The organism is Streptomyces sp. NBC_00078 (genome assembly GCF_026343335.1).
In the GTDB taxonomy this organism is placed as follows: Bacteria; Actinomycetota; Actinomycetes; order Streptomycetales; family Streptomycetaceae; genus Streptomyces.
Window position 1 is genome coordinate 7,089,323 of record NZ_JAPELX010000001.1, and the last position, 17,887, is coordinate 7,107,209.

At 71.6% G+C, this 17,887-nt stretch carries 14 protein-coding genes; 8 read left to right on the top strand and 6 right to left on the bottom strand.

All coding sequences use genetic code 11. The features are described from left to right. The first annotated feature begins 165 nt into the window (after window positions 1–165). A complete protein-coding gene (locus OOK07_RS33170; protein WP_266800122.1) occupies window positions 166–1,707 on the top strand; it encodes a 3' terminal RNA ribose 2'-O-methyltransferase Hen1 in 1,542 nt (513 codons plus the stop codon). Further along, window positions 1,704–4,247 (top strand): polynucleotide kinase-phosphatase, encoded by a 2,544-nt coding sequence (locus OOK07_RS33175; RefSeq protein WP_266800124.1) that lies wholly within the window; start codon window positions 1,704–1,706, stop codon window positions 4,245–4,247. The genes OOK07_RS33170 and OOK07_RS33175 overlap by 4 nt, the downstream gene beginning before the upstream one ends. A 471-nt stretch (window positions 4,248–4,718) precedes the next feature. On the opposite strand, the gene OOK07_RS33180 is transcribed toward OOK07_RS33175, so the two are convergent. Beyond that, a complete protein-coding gene (locus tag OOK07_RS33180) occupies window positions 4,719–5,615 on the bottom strand; it encodes a hypothetical protein (protein WP_266800126.1) in 897 nt (298 codons plus the stop codon). Continuing rightward, window positions 5,612–6,661 (bottom strand): SPFH domain-containing protein, encoded by a 1,050-nt coding sequence (locus tag OOK07_RS33185; RefSeq protein WP_266685492.1) that lies wholly within the window; start codon window positions 6,659–6,661, stop codon window positions 5,612–5,614. The genes OOK07_RS33180 and OOK07_RS33185 overlap by 4 nt, the downstream gene beginning before the upstream one ends. Window positions 6,662–6,813: 152 nt before the next feature. On the opposite strand from OOK07_RS33185, the gene OOK07_RS33190 reads away from it, so the two are divergent. Both OOK07_RS33190 and argF read left to right on the top strand, forming a co-directional pair. Continuing rightward, entirely contained in the window at window positions 6,814–8,037 is a 1,224-nt protein-coding gene (locus OOK07_RS33190) for an arginine deiminase (RefSeq protein WP_266800127.1), read from the top strand. Between the two features lie 61 nt (window positions 8,038–8,098). Beyond that, entirely contained in the window at window positions 8,099–9,106 is a 1,008-nt protein-coding gene (argF, locus tag OOK07_RS33195) for an ornithine carbamoyltransferase (RefSeq protein WP_266685494.1), read from the top strand. Between the two features lie 16 nt (window positions 9,107–9,122). Here the strand turns inward: argF and OOK07_RS33200 are convergent, their stop codons facing one another. Further along, window positions 9,123–9,575: an ATP-binding protein gene (locus OOK07_RS33200; RefSeq protein WP_266685495.1), complete on the bottom strand. Its 453-nt coding sequence runs from the start codon at window positions 9,573–9,575 to the stop codon at window positions 9,123–9,125. Between the two features lie 301 nt (window positions 9,576–9,876). Here OOK07_RS33200 and OOK07_RS33205 point away from each other — a divergent pair, with 301 nt between their 5' ends. Together OOK07_RS33205 and OOK07_RS33210 are read left to right on the top strand one after the other, a co-directional pair. Continuing rightward, window positions 9,877–10,704, top strand: coding sequence for an enoyl-CoA hydratase family protein (locus tag OOK07_RS33205; protein WP_266685496.1), 828 nt, complete (start codon window positions 9,877–9,879; stop codon window positions 10,702–10,704). Further along, the gene (locus OOK07_RS33210; protein WP_405670560.1) at window positions 10,689–13,046 is read left to right on the top strand and encodes a bifunctional salicylyl-CoA 5-hydroxylase/oxidoreductase; all 2,358 of its coding nucleotides are present in this window, start codon (window positions 10,689–10,691) and stop codon (window positions 13,044–13,046) included. Before OOK07_RS33205 ends, OOK07_RS33210 begins: the two co-directional genes overlap by 16 nt. A gap of 37 nt (window positions 13,047–13,083) precedes the next feature. Here the strand turns inward: OOK07_RS33210 and OOK07_RS33215 are convergent, their stop codons facing one another. Continuing rightward, window positions 13,084–13,896: a PaaX family transcriptional regulator gene (locus OOK07_RS33215; RefSeq protein WP_266685498.1), complete on the bottom strand. Its 813-nt coding sequence runs from the start codon at window positions 13,894–13,896 to the stop codon at window positions 13,084–13,086. A gap of 15 nt (window positions 13,897–13,911) precedes the next feature. Continuing rightward, window positions 13,912–15,552, bottom strand: a complete 1,641-nt coding sequence (locus OOK07_RS33220) for an AMP-binding protein (RefSeq protein ID WP_266800129.1) — start codon at window positions 15,550–15,552, stop codon at window positions 13,912–13,914. Between the two features lie 125 nt (window positions 15,553–15,677). On the opposite strand from OOK07_RS33220, the gene OOK07_RS33225 reads away from it, so the two are divergent. Both OOK07_RS33225 and OOK07_RS33230 read left to right on the top strand, forming a co-directional pair. Next, window positions 15,678–17,045 carry an acyl-CoA dehydrogenase family protein gene (locus OOK07_RS33225; protein ID WP_266800130.1) on the top strand — a complete coding sequence of 456 codons (1,368 nt, stop codon included), beginning with the start codon at window positions 15,678–15,680 and terminating at the stop codon, window positions 17,043–17,045. Continuing rightward, window positions 17,042–17,440: a RidA family protein gene (locus OOK07_RS33230; RefSeq protein WP_266800131.1), complete on the top strand. Its 399-nt coding sequence runs from the start codon at window positions 17,042–17,044 to the stop codon at window positions 17,438–17,440. The genes OOK07_RS33225 and OOK07_RS33230 overlap by 4 nt, the downstream gene beginning before the upstream one ends. Before the next feature lie 49 nt (window positions 17,441–17,489). On the opposite strand, the gene OOK07_RS33235 is transcribed toward OOK07_RS33230, so the two are convergent. Then, window positions 17,490–17,684 carry a DUF5999 family protein gene (locus tag OOK07_RS33235; protein ID WP_266685502.1) on the bottom strand — a complete coding sequence of 65 codons (195 nt, stop codon included), beginning with the start codon at window positions 17,682–17,684 and terminating at the stop codon, window positions 17,490–17,492. Between the last annotated feature and the right edge of the window lie 203 nt (window positions 17,685–17,887).

The window sequence follows — 17,887 nt, forward strand, 5'->3', positions numbered from 1 at the left end:
CGTGGCCGGCCGAACTTCGTGCGGTGCCGCTACTGCGTCGAGAAGGGGCCGGGAGCCGGCGCGATCGTACTGCGCCCTGCTTCGCCCGCATTCCCGCAGTGCGCCGCTGTGCACCGGACACGGTAGACACCCGTAGTCCAGAAGCCATTTCGAGGTGTGCCCACGATGTTCCTGACCATCACCACCACCGGCACCCCGGACCGCCCCGCCACCGATCTCGGCTTCCTGCTGCACAAGCACCCCGACAAATCGCAGGCGTTCTCGACGTCCTACGGCACGGCGCACGTCCTCTACCCCGAGGCGGATGCCCGGCGCTGTACGGCCGCGCTGCTGCTGGAGGTCGACGCGGTGGCGCTGGTGCGGCGGGGGAAGGGCAAGGGGCGTGGAGGGGCGCCCGACGCGGCGCTCGCGCAGTACGTCAACGACCGCCCGTATGCGGCGTCCTCGCTGCTCGCCGTGGCGCTGAGCAGCGTGTTCTCCAGCGCGATGAAGGGCACCTGCCACGCCCGCCCCGAGCTGCCGGCACAGCCGCGCCCGCTGCGTGTCGAGGTGCCCGCGCTGCCCGCGCGCGGCGGCCCGGCGCTCGTACGACGGCTCTTCGAACCGCTGGGCTGGGCGGTCCGCGTCGACGCGGTGCCACTGGACACCGCGTTCCCCGACTGGGGCGACTCGCGGTACGTGCGCCTCGTGCTGGACTCCGAGACGCTGACCCTCGCCGAGGCCCTGCGCCATCTGTACGTGCTGCTTCCGGTCCTCGACGACGCCAAGCACTACTGGGTGGCCGGCGACGAGGTCGACAAGCTGCTGCGCGCCGGTGAGGGCTGGCTGTCCGAGCACCCGGAGCAGAAGCTGATCACCAGCCGTTATCTCTCGCGCCGCTGGTCGCTGACCCGGCAGGCGATGGAGCGGCTGGAGCTAGTGCGGCTCGCGGAGGCCGACGACAGCGAGGTCGAGGAGATCGACAACGCCGTGGAGGCGGAGACCGAGACGGAGGAGAAGCCGACCCCGCTCGCCGTGCAGCGGCGGGACGCGATCATCGCCGCGCTCGGCGCGTCCGGTGCCGCGCGCGTGCTCGATCTCGGCTGCGGACAGGGCCAGTTGGTGCAGGCACTGCTCAAGGACCCGCGGTTCACGGAGATCGTCGGCGTCGACGTGTCGGTGCGCGCGCTGACCATCGCTTCCCGGCGGCTCAAGCTGGACCGCATGGGGGAGCGGCAGGCCTCGCGCGTCAAGCTGTTCCAGGGGTCACTGGCCTACACGGACAAACGGCTGGGGGGCTACGACGCCGCCGTGCTCAGCGAGGTCGTCGAGCACCTCGACCTGCCCCGGCTGCCCGCCCTGGAGTACGCGGTGTTCGGCGCGGCCCGCCCGCGCACGGTCCTCGTGACCACTCCGAACGTCGAGTACAACGTCCGCTGGGAGTCCCTCCCGGCCGGCCACGTCCGGCACGGCGACCACCGCTTCGAGTGGACGCGCGCGGAGTTCCGCGCCTGGGCGCACACGGTCGCCGAACGGCACGGCTACACGGTGGAGTTCGTACCCGTCGGGCCGGACGACCCGGAGGTGGGGCCGCCCACCCAGATGGCCGTTTTCGAGATCGCCACAGCCACCAAGAGCGGCAACGTGAACGAGAGCGGCAACAAGAACAAGAACAGGCACGAGAACGAGAACGAGAACGAGAACCAGAAGGAGGCGAAGGCAGCATGACCGAGACGCAGAACAAGGGACGGGTCCTCCCCGTCACCGACCTCTCCCTCGTCGTCCTCGTCGGCGCCTCCGGCTCCGGCAAGTCGACCTTCGCCCGCCGGCACTTCAAGCCGACCGAGGTGATCTCCTCCGACTTCTGCCGCGGACTGGTCTGCGACGACGAGAACGACCAGAGCGCCACCCGGGACGCCTTCGACGTCCTGCACTACATCGCCGGCAAGCGCCTGACCGCCGGCCGCCGCACGGTCGTCGACGCGACCAGCGTGCAGCAGGACAGCCGACGCCAGCTGATCGACCTGGCCAGGCAGCACGACGTACTGCCCATCGCCATCGTGCTGGACGTCCCGGAGGAGGTGTGCGCCGAACGCAACGCGGGCCGCTTCGACCGGGCCGGCATGCCGCGCCGGGTCATCCAGCGCCACATCCGCGAACTGCGCCGCTCGGTCCGGCATCTGGAGCGCGAGGGCTTCCGCAAGGTGCACATCCTGCGCGGCGTGGAGGACGTCGAGAACGCCACCGTCGTCACCGAGAAGCGCTTCAACGACCTGACCCACCTCACCGGCCCGTTCGACATCATCGGCGACATCCACGGCTGTGCTGTGGAACTGGAGTCGCTGCTGGGCAAGTTGGGCTACACGGACGGCGTCCACCCGCAGGGCCGTACGGCTGTCTTCGTCGGTGACCTCGTCGACCGCGGACCGGACAGTCCGGGCGTGCTGCGCCGGGTCATGTCGATGGTCGGCTCGGGCAACGCCCTGTGCGTTCCGGGCAACCACGAGAACAAGTACGGCCGTCACCTCAAGGGCCGCAACGTCCAGCACACGCACGGCCTCGCCGAGACCATCGAGCAGATGGAGGGCGAGAGCGACGAGTTCCGCGCCCAGGTGCGGACGTTCATCGACGGGCTGGTCAGTCACTACGTCCTCGACGGCGGCAAGCTGGTGGTCTGCCACGCAGGTCTGCCGGAGAAGTACCACGGCCGCACCTCCGGCCGGGTCCGCTCGCACGCGCTGTACGGCGACACGACCGGTGAGACCGACGAGTTCGGGCTGCCGGTGCGCTACCCGTGGGCGGAGGACTACCGGGGCCGGGCGGCCGTGGTCTACGGCCACACCCCCGTCCCGGACGCGACCTGGCTCAACAACACCATCTGCCTGGACACCGGTGCCGTCTTCGGCGGCAAGCTCACGGCGCTGCGCTGGCCGGAGCGGGAGCTGGTCGACGTACCGGCCGAGCGGGTCTGGTACGAGCCGTCGAGGCCGCTGCGGACCGAGGCACCCGGCGGACAGGACGGCCGGCCGCTCGACCTGAACGACGTGCACGGCCGCCGGGTCGTCGAGACCCGGCACCAGGGCCGCGTCTCGGTCCGCGAGGAGAACGCGGCCGCGGCCCTGGAGGTCATGAGCCGCTTCGCCGTCGACCCGCGCCTGCTGCCGTACCTCCCGCCGACCATGGCGCCCACGGCCACGAGTCACCTCGATGGCCATCTGGAGCACCCGGCCGAGGCCTTCGCGCAGTACGCGGCGGACGGGGTCGCGCGGGTCGTGTGCGAGGAGAAGCACATGGGCTCGCGGGCGGTGGCGCTGGTGTGCCGCGACGCCGAGGCCGCGCGCAGGCGGTTCGGTGTCGACGGCCCGACGGGCTCGCTGTACACGCGTACCGGACGCCCGTTCTTCGGCGACGAGTCGGTGACGGAGGAAATCCTCGGCCGCGTCCGCAGGGCGGTCACCGAGGCCGGCCTGTGGGACGAACTCAAGACGGACTGGCTCCTGTTGGACGCCGAGCTGATGCCGTGGTCGCTGAAGGCGTCCGGTCTGCTGCGGTCGCAGTACGCGGCCGTCGGTGCGGCCTCCGGTGCGGTGTTCCCGGGTGCGCTCGCCGCACTGGAGGGCGCCGCCGCGCGGGGCGTCGAGGTCACCGACCTGCTGGGCCGCCAGCGCGAGCGCGCCTCGAACGCGGCCGCGTTCACGGACGCCTACCGCCGCTACTGCTGGCCGACCGAGGGGCTGGAGGGCGTACGTCTCGCACCGTTCCAGGTTCTCGCCGTCCAGGGCCGCAGCCTCGCCGCCCTGCCGCACGACGAGCAACTCGCCCTGCTGGACCGGCTGGTGGAGCACGACGGCAGCGGTCTGCTGCAGACCACCCGGCGGCTCTACGTCGACACCGCGGACCCGGAGTCGGTGCGGGCGGGCGTCGACTGGTGGCTGGAGATGACCGGTCGTGGCGGCGAGGGCATGGTCGTGAAGCCGCTGGGCGCGCTCGTGCGCAGCGAAGGTGGCCGGCTGGTCCAGCCCGGCATCAAGTGCCGCGGCCGCGAGTACCTGCGGATCATCTACGGTCCCGAGTACACGCGCCCCGACAACCTCGTCCGTCTGCGTGGCCGCTTCCTCAACCACAAGCGGTCGCTGGCGATCCGCGAGTACGCCCTGGGTCTGGAGGCCCTGGACCGGCTGGCGGAGGGCGAGCCGCTGTGGCGGGTGCACGAGGCGGTGTTCGGGGTGCTGGCGCTGGAGTCGGAGCCGGTGGACCCACGGCTTTGAGTCATGCGTGAGCCATTCGTGAGCCGCTCACACCCGAGCAGGTCACCGAGTGGCTCCAACGCGCCGTGGAACTGGGCCTGTTGTTCCGTGAGGGGCGCGGGTAGGTCTCCCTGCCCACCTCGCGGGTGCCGGTGCGGACGGACGAGCCGGAGCAGGCCCACGGAACCTTCTGCCACCGGGGCGGGCCCGGCTTCGTCATCGTGATGGACCCCAGGGGCAAGGGGGCGTCGGCCCGCCGCACGTTCGACGCCCCCGACCTGCTCGCCACCTTCGACGCGCTTCAGGAGCCCCACTCCGCCGGCCGGCCTGACCGGCGTCCGGCAGGAGGCGGCGTCACTCCTGGCCGGAGAAGGGGCCGGCTCTGCTCACCAACGGCCGTGCGGTGGCTCCGCCGCCCAGAATCCAGCACTGGCCCGTGCCCTGCACCGGAATCTGACGCGTGGCCGTCCCGTCGTACGACCGGAAGTCCCGCTAGCCGACGAGGCGCAGTGACGTCCCCGCCACGCCCACCCGCACCGACTGCCCCCACGTCAGCTGCAGCGCGTCCGCCTCGATGCCGTCCCCGAACGCGATCAGCCGCTCGGACTCGACGGTGAGGTGAAGGCCTGCGGAGGCGGAGAGCTCGCCGGCCACCAGTGACGTCCCGGTGGCCGGCGACGGCCAGGCCTCCCGTACGAACCACAGCAGCCGGTCGTCGGTGGGGCGGGGCAGGGAGGCCGGGGCGGCTCCCCGCTCCTGCCACACGGACCGGATCCACCCCGTCGCCCCGGTCCCCGTCCCCACCAGCACTCCGGACGAAGCCTGGGCCTCGACGACACCCCCGTCGTCCTCAAGGCCCAGGCGGTATCTGGCCGTCTGGTGTCCGGCGGCGCCCAGATAGATCTCGTTGAGCGCGATGATCCGCTGGGTGTCGTCGGCGACCGCCTCGACCATGGTCAGTTCGTCCACGGCGCTGGTGAGGGCCGCCGGGAGCAGTGCCGCCGCCTCGCCGGGACGGTGGCGCACCAGGACGCCGGGGTTGCGGCCCGGGTCGGTGTCGATGCCCACCACCGGCTGCCCGGCCAGGTACTTGGCGGCGTTCGCCACCAGCCCGTCCTGTCCGACCACGACCACCACGTCCTCGGGCGCGAACAGGAAACGGTCCAAGTCCGCGCGCTCCACCCGGCTCTGACGCCAGGTCAGCGGAATCGCGGAGGCGACTTCGGCCAGCGCACGCCGGGTGCGCCGGTCCCGTTCCGCGACCTCCTCGATGTCCCGTCCTCGGGACGAGAGGAAGAAGGCGGCCTGCCCGTGCGTACCGTGGTGGGCCACCAACTCCTCGTACTCGGTGGTGCGATGGACGAGAACGGCGCGCGGCGCGAGGCTCATCCCTGCCCCTGCCCCTGCCCCTGCCCGCCCAGCCTGGCCAGCAGCCCCGTCAGTACGTCCGGCGAGATGGTCACGCTGTCGATGTTCGGCAGGTTCTCCGCCAGCCGGGATCCGGTGAGGGCGTGCAGGGTCGCCACGTCGACGTCACCGTGCACCCGCAGCCATGCCGCCTGGGCCTGCGCCCGCGCCTCGCCGACCTCGCGTGCCCCCTCGGCCTCCGCCCGGGCCAGCCGCACGGACCGCGCCGCCTCGGCGTCGGCGAGCCGGACCGTCCGTGCCGCCTCCGCCCCCGCCCGTACCGCGTCGGCCGCCGCGTGCTCCTCGGCCTCGCGGCGGCTGTTCGTGCCGCGCTGCTCGACCAACTGCTCCTCGCGGCGGGCCAGTTCGATCTGGCTGGCCAGCTCGTTCTCCGCGATCGCCCGCTCCCGCTCGACGGCCACCGCCCGCCGCTCGTACGTCGCCCGGTCCGCCTCCTGCTGGATCTGCTCGCGGGCCGGTGTGCGCAGGGCTCGCTCCACCTCCGGTTCGGGGCGCAGCGCCACCACGCGCACGGCGACCACCTCGATCCCCGTCGATGGCAGCCGCGGTTCCGCGCCGAGCCCCGCCGCGACCCGCTCCCGCACCGCCGCCACGCCGTCGACCAGCGCCGACGCCAGGGACGTACGGGCCAGGACGTCCAGCGCGTGCTGCTGAGCGGTCTCCGTCAGCAGCGTCCCCAGCTGCTCCAGCGGCGCGCCCCGCCACACCCCCGTGTCCGGGTCGACGGAGAAGTCCAGCCGGGCGGCGGCCAGGGCCGGGTCGCTGATCCGGTACGTCACGGTCGACTGCACCGTCACGTCCTGGAAATCGGATGTACGGCCATGGAAGGTCATCGCCAACTCCCGGTCGTCGACCGGCACTTCGGACAGCGTCGCGGTCAGCGCGCGGAACCAGAAGCTGAGCCCCGGACCGTCGTGCAGCAGCTTCCCGGCGCGATGGTGGCGGATGTGCGCCGTGGGCGCCCCGCGCAGGTGGCGCCAGCCCAGGCGCCGGGTGATGTCGGCCATCGAACCCCTCTTTCTCGTCGCGACGACGATAAGCGGGGCACCTGTTTATCGTCAAGAGGACGAGAACAGGAAAACGGAGAAGAGGGGAACAAGAAAGCGGAGAAAGTGCCGACCGGCGGGTCAAGACGGCCCCCGATGGTCAGGATGGAGGCATGGGATTCCATGTCGACTCCGAGACCGGGCGGCTGCGCCGCGTCATCCTGCACCGGCCGGATCTCGAGCTCAAGAGGCTCACGCCCAGCAACAAGGACGCTCTCCTCTTCGACGACGTGCTGTGGGTGCGCCGGGCCCGCGCCGAGCACGACGGATTCGCCGACGTCCTGCGTGACCGCGGGGTCGCCGTCCACCTCTTCGGCGACCTGCTCACCGAGGCCCTGGAGGTCCCGGCGGCCAGAGCGCTCGTCCTGGACCGGGTCTTCGACGAGAAGGAGTACGGCGTCCTCGCCACCGACCACCTCAGGGCGGCCTTCGAGACCCTCGCCGCGCCGGAGCTGGCCGAGGCCCTGGTCGGCGGCATGACCAAGCGCGAGTTCCTTCAGGCGTACGCGGAGCCGACCTCCGTGCGCTTCCACGTCATGGACCTCGACGACTTCCTCCTCGGCCCCCTCCCCAACCACCTCTTCACCCGGGACACCTCCGCCTGGATCTACGACGGTGTCTCCATCAACGCCATGCGCTGGCCCGCCCGGCAGCGCGAGACGGTCCACTTCGAGGCGATCTACCGCCACCACCCGCTCTTCCGTGACGAAACGTTCCGCGTCTGGTCCGAGGGGCAGGCCGACTACCCCTCCACCATCGAGGGCGGCGACGTCCTCGTCATCGGCAACGGCGCCGTCCTGATCGGCATGAGCGAGCGCACCACGCCCCAGGCCGTCGAGATGCTCGCGCACAAGCTGTTCGACGCCGGTTCGGCCCGGACGATCGTGGCCCTCGACATGCCCAAGCGGCGCGCCTTCATGCACCTCGACACCGTGATGACGATGGTCGACGGTGACACCTTCACCCAGTACGCGGGCCTGGGCATGCTCCGCACGTACACCATCGAACCGGGAGTCGGCGACAAGGAACTCAAGGTCACCGACCATCCGCCCGAGCACATGCACCGCGCGATCGCCGCCGCCCTCGGGCTGAGCGAGATCCGGGTCCTGACCGCGACGCAGGACGTGCACGCGGCCGAGCGCGAGCAGTGGGACGACGGCTGCAACGTCCTGGCCGTCGAACCCGGCGTCGTCGTCGCCTACGAGCGCAACGCCACCACCAACACCCACCTGCGCAAGCAGGGCATCGAGGTCATCGAGATCCCGGGCAGTGAGCTGGGCCGGGGCCGGGGCGGTCCGCGCTGCATGAGCTGCCCGGTCGAACGGGAGGCTGTATAGAAATGCAAATCATCGTATAGAGTTCCAGGTCATACGTTCCCGCATTCCTGGAGTGCCCCCCATGGCGACAGTCCCGACCGCCCTCGCCGGCCGTCACTTCCTCAAGGAGCTCGACTTCTCCGGCCAGGAGTTTCTCGGCCTGATCGAGCTGGCCGCCGAGCTGAAGGCGGCAAAGAAGGCCGGGACGGAGACGCGGTACCTGACCGGGAAGAACATCGCGCTGGTCTTCGAGAAGACCTCGACGCGCACGCGCTGCGCGTTCGAGGTCGCCGCCGCCGACCAGGGCGCCTCGACGACGTACCTGGACCCGTCGGGCTCGCAGATCGGGCACAAGGAGTCCGTGAAGGACACGGCGCGCGTGCTGGGCCGGATGTACGACGGGATCGAGTACCGCGGCCACGGCCAGGGCGTCGTGGAGGAGCTGGCCGCGTACGCAGGGGTCCCCGTGTACAACGGGCTCACCGACGAATGGCACCCCACCCAGATGCTGGCCGACGTGCTCACCGTGACCGAGCACAGCGACAAGCCGCTCAGCGAGACGGTCTTCGCCTACCTCGGCGATTCCCGCTACAACATGGGCAACTCCTACCTCGTCACGGGCGCCCTGCTCGGCATGGACCTCCGTATCGTCGCGCCCCGGGTGCTGTGGCCGGACGAGACGATCGTCGAGGTGGCCCAGCAGCTCGCCGTGGCCTCGGGCGCCCGGATCACGCTCACCGAGGACGTGAAGGAGGGTGTGCGCGGCGCGGACTTCATCGCCACCGACGTATGGGTGTCGATGGGCGAGCCCAAGGAGGTCTGGGACGAGCGCATAGCGCTCCTCGGCCCCTACGCCGTGACCATGGACGTCCTGCGCGCCACCGGCAACCCCGACGTGAAGTTCCTGCACTGTCTGCCGGCCTTCCACGACCTCGGCACCGACGTCGGCCGGGAGATCCACGAGCGCCACGGGCTCACCTCGCTGGAGGTCACCGACGAGGTGTTCGAGTCCGAGCACTCCGTGGTCTTCGACGAGGCGGAGAACCGGATGCACACCATCAAGGCCGTCCTGGTCGCGACGCTGGCCTGACCCTCCGGGGCGGCAGTCAGGCGGACCGCCGCTGCTCGGGCACCACCGGCAGCCGGAACCAGACGGCCTTGCCCGACATGGTCGGCCGATGCCCGCAGGACGAGCTGAGCGCGCGGATCAGCAGCAGTCCGCGCCCGTGCTCCTGCCAGGGATCGGGTTCCTGCCCGCCCGGCCGGGTGAGGTTGTGGGGCGGCGCCGGATCCGGGTCGTGCACCTCGACCTGGCAGCCGCTCGGCAGCAGCTCCACCACGAGCTCTATGGGGGAGTCCCCGGCGGTGTGCTCCACGGCGTTCGCGACCAGCTCCGCCGTGAGCAGTTCCGCGGTGTCGCAGTCGGCCCCGTGATCCAGCTCGGCCAGCGCGGTGCGCACGAGTGCGCGGGCCATGGGCACGGCCGCGGCGGAATGCGGCAGCACGATGCGCCAGGAGGCGCAGGCGGTGGGGCGTTCGTACAAGGCGGGTCCGTTCATGAGCAGGCTGTCCTGCTTTCAACCTTATGGAATGGTACGGCGCGGCCGGCCAAGGCGTCCGGCGGGCGCCGTGCGGGACCTTCGGCCCCGTTGACGAGCGGCTTACCCGTAGGAACGGCTTGCCTCGCGCGGCCGCTCCCACCGTTGCCGCTCTGTCGACGATCCGTGACGGATGTGACCGGGCCGGGTCGGATCCGGTCAGCTTTATCGCGCACTCGTGACGACAGTCAAAGATGGGTGATAGCTTCGAAGGGCAGAGCTCTCAGTACGGCAGTGCCCGCCCCCGAGGAGGCCGCACGTCATGAGTCCCTTCACCGGCTCCGCAGCCCGCACCGCCCGCTGGGAGCACCTGCGCGTAGAGCTCACCGACGGTGTCGCCCGGGTGACCCTGGCCCGCCCCGACAAGCTCAACGCGCTCACCTTCGGCGCCTACGCCGACCTGCGCGACCTGCTCGCCGAGCTGTCCCGCGAGCGAGCGGTACGGGCCCTGGTGCTGACCGGCGAGGGCCGCGGCTTCTGCTCCGGCGGCGATGTCGACGAGATCATCGGCGCGACCCTGTCCATGGACACCGCGCAGCTCCTCGACTTCAACCGCATGACCGGCCAGGTCGTACGTGCCGTACGGGAGTGCCCCTTCCCCGTGATCGCCGCGCTGCACGGAGTGGCGGCGGGCGCCGGCGCGGTCCTGGCCCTGGCCGCGGACTTCCGCGTGGCCGACCCGACCGCCCGCTTCGCGTTCCTCTTCACCCGCGTGGGCCTGTCCGGCGGCGACATGGGCGCCGCGTACCTGCTGCCGAGGGTTGTCGGTCTGGGCCACGCGACCCGCCTGCTGATGCTGGGTGAACCGGTCCGCGCGCCCGAGGCCGAGCGCATCGGTCTGATCAGCGAGCTGACGGACGAGGGCGGGGCGGACGCGGCCGCGATCGCTCTGGCCCGGCGCCTGGCCGACGGCCCGGCACTGGCGTACGCCCAGACGAAGGCGCTCCTGACGGCCGAGCTTGACATGCCCCTCGCCGCCTCCGTCGAACTGGACGCCTCCACGCAGGCCCTCCTGATGAACGGCGAGGACTACGCGGAGTTCCACGCGGCGTTCACGCAGAAGCGCCCTCCCAAATGGAGGGGGCGGTGACCATGACCACCAGTCACCCCCTCCGCGTGGCGGTCATAGGCGGCGGCCCCGGAGGGCTGTACGCGGCGGCGTTGCTGAAACGTCTCGACCCGGCCCGCGAGATCACGGTCTGGGAGCGCAACGCCCCCGACGACACCTTCGGCTTCGGCGTCGTCCTCTCCGACGAGACGCTCGGCGGTATCGAACACGCCGACCCCGTGGTGTACGAGGCCATGCAGAAGGACTTCGTGCGGTGGGACGACATCGACGTCGTGCACCGAGGAGTACGGCACACCTCCGGCGGCCACGGATTCGCGGCGCTCGGCAGGCGACGGCTCCTTGAGATCCTGCACGAGCGCTGCCGCGCCCTCGGCGTCGACCTGCGTTTCCGCTCCGAGGCGCCGTACCCCGACTGGCTGGCCGAGGCATACGACCTGGTCATCGCCGCCGACGGAGTCAACAGCCCCACCCGCGAGGCCCACGTCCACGTCTTCCGCCCTCAGGTCACCACCCACCACTGCCGCTACATCTGGCTCGCCGCCGACTTCGCCTTCGACGCCTTCCGCTTCGAGATCGCCGAGACCGAACACGGCGTGATGCAACTGCACGGCTACCCCTATTCCCGCCCGTCGCCCGGCCACCGCCCCGCAACGGGGCCCTCCGGGCCGGAGAAGGAGTCCCCCGCCTCCACCGTGATCGTCGAGATGCGCGAGGAGGTGTGGCAGGCGGCCGGATTCGCCCACCTCGACGAGACCGAGTCCGTCGAGCGCTGCGCCAAGACCTTCGCGGACGCGCTCAGCGGCCGGCCCCTGCGCTCCAACAAGTCGGCCTGGACGACCTTCCGCACGGTGACCAACGAGCACTGGTCGCACGGCAACATCGTGCTCCTCGGCGACGCCGCCCACACCGCCCACTTCTCCATCGGCTCCGGCACCAAGCTCGCCGTGGAGGACGCCCTCGCACTGACCGCCTGTCTGCAGGAACAGCCGTCCCTGGACAAGGCGTTGGCCGCCTACGAGGAGGAGCGCAGGCCCGTTGTCGCCTCCACCCAGCGGGCCGCCCGCGCCAGCCTGGAGTGGTTCGAGAACCTGCGCCTCCATCTCGACCAGCCGCCCCGCCAGTTCGCCTTCAACCTGCTCACCCGCAGCCGCCGCGTCACCCACGACAACCTCCGCCTGCGCGACTCCCGCTTCACCGGCGCCGTGGAGCACGAGTTCGGCTGCCCGCCCGGTACGCCCCCGATGTTCACCCCCTTCCGGCTGCGCGGTCTGACCCTGCGCAACCGGGTCGTGGTCTCACCCATGGACATGTACTCGGCCACCGACGGCGTTCCCGGCGACTTCCACCTCGTCCACCTGGGCGCGCGGGCGCTCGGCGGCGCCGGGCTGGTGATGACCGAGATGGTGTGCGTCAGCGCCGAGGGCCGGATCACGCCCGGCTGCACCGGCCTCTACACCGGCCGCCAGGGCGCGTCCTGGAAACGGATCGTCGACTTCGTGCACACCCGGTCCCCGGGCACCGCGATCGGCGTGCAGCTCGGTCACTCCGGCCGCAAGGGCTCGACCAAGCTGATGTGGGAGGGAATGGACGAGCCGCTTCAGGAGGGCAACTGGCCGCTGACGGCCGCCTCCCCGCTCCCGTACAAGCCGGACAGCCAGACCCCGCGAGAGCTGACCCGGGCTCAACTCACCGACATCTGCGAGCAGTTCACGTCGGCCGCCTGGCGTGCCGCCCGTGCAGGCTTCGACCTCCTCGAACTCCACTGCGCCCACGGCTATCTGCTCTCCGGCTTCCTCTCACCGCTGACCAACCGCCGCACCGACGCCTACGGCGGCTCGCTCGGCAAACGCCTGCGCTTCCCGCTGGAGGTCTTCGACGCCGTACGCGGGGTCTGGCCCGCGGAGAAGCCGATGACCGTCCGTATCTCCGCCACCGACTGGGCCGAGGGCGGCACGACGCCCGAGGACGCCGTCGAGATCGCCCGCGCCTTCGCCGCGCACGGCGTCGACGCGATCGACGTGTCGACGGGGCAGGTCGTGGCCGACGAGCGGCCGGAGTTCGGGCGGTCGTACCAGACGCCGTACGCGGACCGTATCCGCCACAGCGTCGGCGTCCCGGTGATCACGGTCGGCGCGATCTCCTCCTGGGACGACGTCAACTCCCTGATCCTGGCCGGGCGGGCGGACCTGTGCGCCCTCGCCCGCCCCCACCTCTACGACCCCCACTGGACCCTGCACGCGGCGGCCGAGCAGGGTTACGACGGCCCGGGCGTCTCCTGGCCGGTCCCCTACCGCGCGGGCAGCCGCCGCCCGCAGACCGGTCGGACGGACGCCCCCAAGCCCCGGCTCACGCTCGGTATCTGACCTCGGGTCGCGTGAATGACGCGGGTGGTGGCGCACGTCAGACGCCCGCGAACTCGGCCCCCGCGTCCCTGAGCCGCGCGTGCAGACCCCGGAAGACGGCGGCCGAGCGGACGCCGGGCCAGTCCCCGGGCAGGAGACGGGCGGGCAGCCCGGGGTCGGCGTAGGGAAGGTGGCGCCAGGAGTCGAGGGCGAGGAGGTAGTCGCGGTAGGCCTCCTCGGGCGAGGTGCCGGTTCGGTGCTCCCACTCGTGCAGCACCGGCGCGTGCCGGTCCAGGAACGCCTCGTGCTCCTTGGCGATCGCGGCCAGGTCCCACCAGCGGGCGACCGCCTCCGCGGTCGCCGCGAACCCCAGGTGCTCGCCGCGGAACAGATCGACGTACGGGTCGAGGCGCAGCCGCTGCAGGGTGTGCCGGGTCTCCTCGTACAGGCCGGCAGGGGCGATCCACACCCCGGGTGCCGCCGTGCCGAAGCCGAGCCCGGCCAGGCGGGAGCGCAGCACGTGCCGCTTCTGCCGCTCCGACTCCGGCACGGAGAACACGGCGAGCACCCAGCCCTCGTCCTCGGGTGGTCTGGTGGCGTAGATGCGCCGGTCGCCGTCGTCGAGCAACTGGCGGGCGTCCGGCGAGAGTTGGTATCCGGCCGCGCCCTGCGCCGTACGGGCCGGCGCCAGCAGCCCGCGGCGTTTGAGACGGGACACCGACGAGCGCACGGAGGGCGCGTCCACGCCGACCGCGGCCAGCAGCCGGATCAGTTCGGCGACGGGCACGGGGCCCGGCGCGAAGCGGCCGTACGCGCCGTAGAGCGTGACGATGAGAGACCGTGGTGCATGCTGGTCGGACACGTTGATCATCTTAGGTCGTCGGCATCAGTGCTGGTCACCTTTGGTGCCGCGTTCGACGGCACCTGGGGCCTCCTGGGCAAAGTCACGTTCGGTGCGCAGTCTGAAGCGCTGCAGCTTGCCCGTCGCCGTGCGCGGCAGTGCCTCCAGGAAGACGATCTCGCGCGGGCATTTGTAGGGCGCCAGCTCGGACCTGACGAAGGTGCGCAGCGAGTCGGCGTCCCGCTCGGCGCCCTCCCTGAGGACGGCGTACGCCACGACCACCTGCCCGCGCGCCTCGTCGGGGCGCCCCACGACGGCTGCCTCCACCACGTCCGGGTGACGCAGCAGAGCGTCCTCGACCTCCGGTCCCGCGATGTTGTACCCAGCAGAGATGATCATGTCGTCGGCGCGTGCGACATGGTGGAAGTAGCCGTCGCCGTCGCGGACATACGTGTCACCCGTGACGTTCCAGCCGCCCCGCACATAGTCGCGCTGGCGAGGATCGCTGAGGTATCGGCAGCCGACGGGCCCGCGTACGGCCAGCAGCCCCGGCTGTCCGTCGGGCACGGGCTCCCCGTCCGCGTCCTGCACGCGCGCGTGCCAGCCCGGTACGGGCACGCCCGTCGTCCCGGGCCTGATCCGTTCGTCGGCCGCGGCGATGAAGATGTGCAGCAGCTCGGTGGCGCCGATGCCGTTGATGATGCGCAGCCCGGTCCGCTCGTACCAGGCCTGCCAGGTGGCGGCGGGCAGGTTTTCGCCGGCCGAGACGCAGCGGCGCAGGGACGGGATGTCGTAGGCGTCGAGTTCGTCGAGCATCGCGCGGTAGGCCGTCGGCGCGGTGAACAGCACGGAGACCCGATGCTCGGCGATCGCCGGCAACAGCTGTGCGGGATGGGCCTGTTCGAGCAGGAGCGCACTGGCACCGGCCCGCAGCGGGAAGATCACCAGGCCGCCGAGCCCGAAGGTGAAGCCGAGCGGAGGGCTGCCCGTGAAGACATCGTCCTCATGTGGTTGCAGCACATGTCTGGAGAAGGTGTCGGCTATCGCGAGCACATCCCGGTGGAAGTGCATGCACCCTTTGGGGCGGCCGGTCGTACCCGAGGTGAACGCGATCAGCGCGACGTCGTCGGCCGCGGTGGCGACGGTGGGATAGGGGGTGCCGGGCGCCGCGCGGCGCAGGAGGTCGTCGGGGGCGTCGCCGCCGTACGTCGTGATCCGCAGTCCCGGTATCTCGGCCTTCGCCAGGTCGTCGACGGCCCGTATGTCGCACAGGGCGTGCCGTACCGCGGCGATCTCGCACATCGTGGTCAGCTCGTGCGGGCGCTGCTGGGCCAGCACGGTGACCGCGACTGCGCCCGCCTTCAGCACGGCCAGCCAGCAGGCCGCGAGCCAGGGCGTGGTCGGGCCGCGCAGCAGGACGCGGTTGCCGGGGAGCACACCGAGGTCGCGGGTGAGGATGTGCGCGACGCGGTCGACACGGGCGCGGAGGTCGGCGTACGTCCAGGAAGGGCCGGCGGGGGTGTGGAACACCGGGCGGCCGGGGTCGGCGTGGTCAAGGAGTTCGGCGGCGCAGTTCAGCCGATCGGGGTAACGCAGCTCCGGCAGATCGAAGCGCAGTTCGGGCCATTCCCCGGGCGGCGGGAGGTGATCGCGCGCGAAGGTGTCGACGTGGGCCGAGACGTTCATGGCGGTGCGCCCCCTTGCCGTTCTGGCCGTCGTGGTGGGCTCGCGCCTTGAGCGTATCGTGTTGGTGACGACAGTCAACGGTACGCGATATCGTCGGGGGAGGCGCGGAGGAGAGGGGACCGGCAATGCCCGCATTCTCGCTCGAACCGGAACAGATCGCCCGGTGTGGAGCACTGCGCACCACGGCCGCGGAGCGGCTGCGCCCGCTCGCCGAGAAGGGCGAACCGGGGCACGTCAATCGCGCGCTCGTCGCGGAACTGGGCGCGCTCGGCCTTGTGGAGCGGCTGTTCGGCTCGGGCGCCCTGGAGCTGTGCCTGATGCGGGAATCCCTGGCGTACGTCTGTACGGAGGCGGAGACGGCGCTGGCCCTGCAGGGGCTCGGCGCCCATCCCGTGTACGCCGGCGGCACCCCGGCCCAGCGCGACCGCTGGCTGCCGAAGGTCATCGAGGGCTCAGCGGTGGCCGCCTTCGCTCTGACCGAGCCGGGGGCGGGGTCGGATGCCGGTGCGCTGGGGATGCGCGCGCAGCCGGAGGCCTCGCGGTCGGGCGGCACGGGGCGGGCCGCCGCTGTCCCGCGGGCGGTGACCGGCGAGACGGGGGCGCCCGATTGCGAGGGGAACGCAGGGCCGGACGGCCTGCGGCCGGGTGACGTCCGAACGGCCACGCCCGGCGGTGCGCGGTCCGGCTACGGGCCCGTCGGCTCCGGCGCGTCCCCCGGTGCCGGAAACCGTGATCCGATTCCGGCCGATTCCCTCGCCGCGGAACCCGACGGCCGCGCCGCCTGGCGCCTCACGGGCGAGAAGTGCTGGATCTCCAACGCGCCCGAGGCCGACTTCTACACCGTCTTCGCCCGTACCACCCCCGGCGCGGGCGCCCGCGGCGTGACCGCGTTCCTCGTGCCGGCCGATCGTCCCGGGCTCACCGGCGTGCCCCTCGACATGCTCTCGCCGCACGCCATCGGCGCCCTCGGTTTCGATGCCGTGCCCGTCACCGCGGACGATGTACTCGGCGACGTCGACGGCGGGTTCCGGGTCGCCATGGGGACCCTCAACCTGTTCCGCCCCAGCGTCGGCGCCTTCGCGGTCGGCATGGCACAGGCGGCACTCGACGCGAGTCTCGTGCACACCTCCCAACGGGACGCGTTCGGCGGCAAGTTGAAGGACCTGCAGACCGTCGCCCACCAGGTCGCCGAGATGGCTCTGCGCACCGAGGCGGCCCGTCTCATGGTGTACGCGGCGGCGACGGCGTACGACGAAGGCGCCCCCGGTGTCCCCCGGCGCGCGGCGATGGCGAAGCTGATCGCCACCGAGACCGCGCAGTACGTCGTCGACAAGGCCGTCCAACTGCACGGCGCCCGCGCCCTGCGCCGCGGCCATCTGCTCGAACACCTCTACCGCGAGGTACGCGCCCCGCGCATCTACGAGGGGGCGAGCGAGGTCCAACGAGGCATCATCGCCAAGGAGTTGTACGCCGACCTGGAGGCAGCCGAGTGAGCACCGAGCGCGTCAACCCGCCCGGCCTCTCACCGCCGACGGGCTTCTCCCACGCGGTCGTCGCCACCGGCACCCGCCTCGTCTTCCTGGCCGGCCAGACCGCCCTCGACGCCGACGGCAAGATCACCGGCGACACCCTCCCCGACCAGTTCGAGCGCGCTCTCACCAACCTGCTCACCGCCTTGCGCGCGGCGGGCGGCACTCCCGCCGACCTCGCCCGCGTCACCGTCTACGCCACCGACGTCGCCGCGTACCGCATCCATGCCCCCGAACTGGGCCGCCTCTGGCGGGAGTCGGCGGGCCGTGACTACCCGGCGATGGCGGTCGTGGAGGTGGTACGCCTGTGGGACGAAAGGGCGATGGTGGAACTCGACGGGTTCGCCGTACTGCCCTAGGACCTCAGAAGACCACTTCTGAAACAGGCCCTACTGGCCCGGCAAGGGCTCAGGCGGCGATGGCCAGCCGCTCGGCGGGCACCCGTTGCGGCCCGACGGCCCTGCCGTCGGGCGTCAGCTCGCCCGTGTCGTCGAACACGATCGCGCCGTCGCACAGGAGGCTCCAGCCCTGCTCGGGATGGGCGGCGACGATGTGCACGGCATTGGCGTCGAAGGAAGGGCACGAGGACTGGTGGGAACACATGGCGCACCTCCACGTCGGTCGGGACCCTCCATCGGGCCCCTATGGACAGACCATGCTCCCCTCGCGAACTCATCGGAACGGCCGGACGTGAAGCGTGACAACACGCGGACAACACCCGGACGGTTCAACGACCGTCGATGCGGACTCGCCACCGAGTGGGTGACGGTCACGGCCAGAGGTCCGCCCGGCGGGTACCAGTGGAA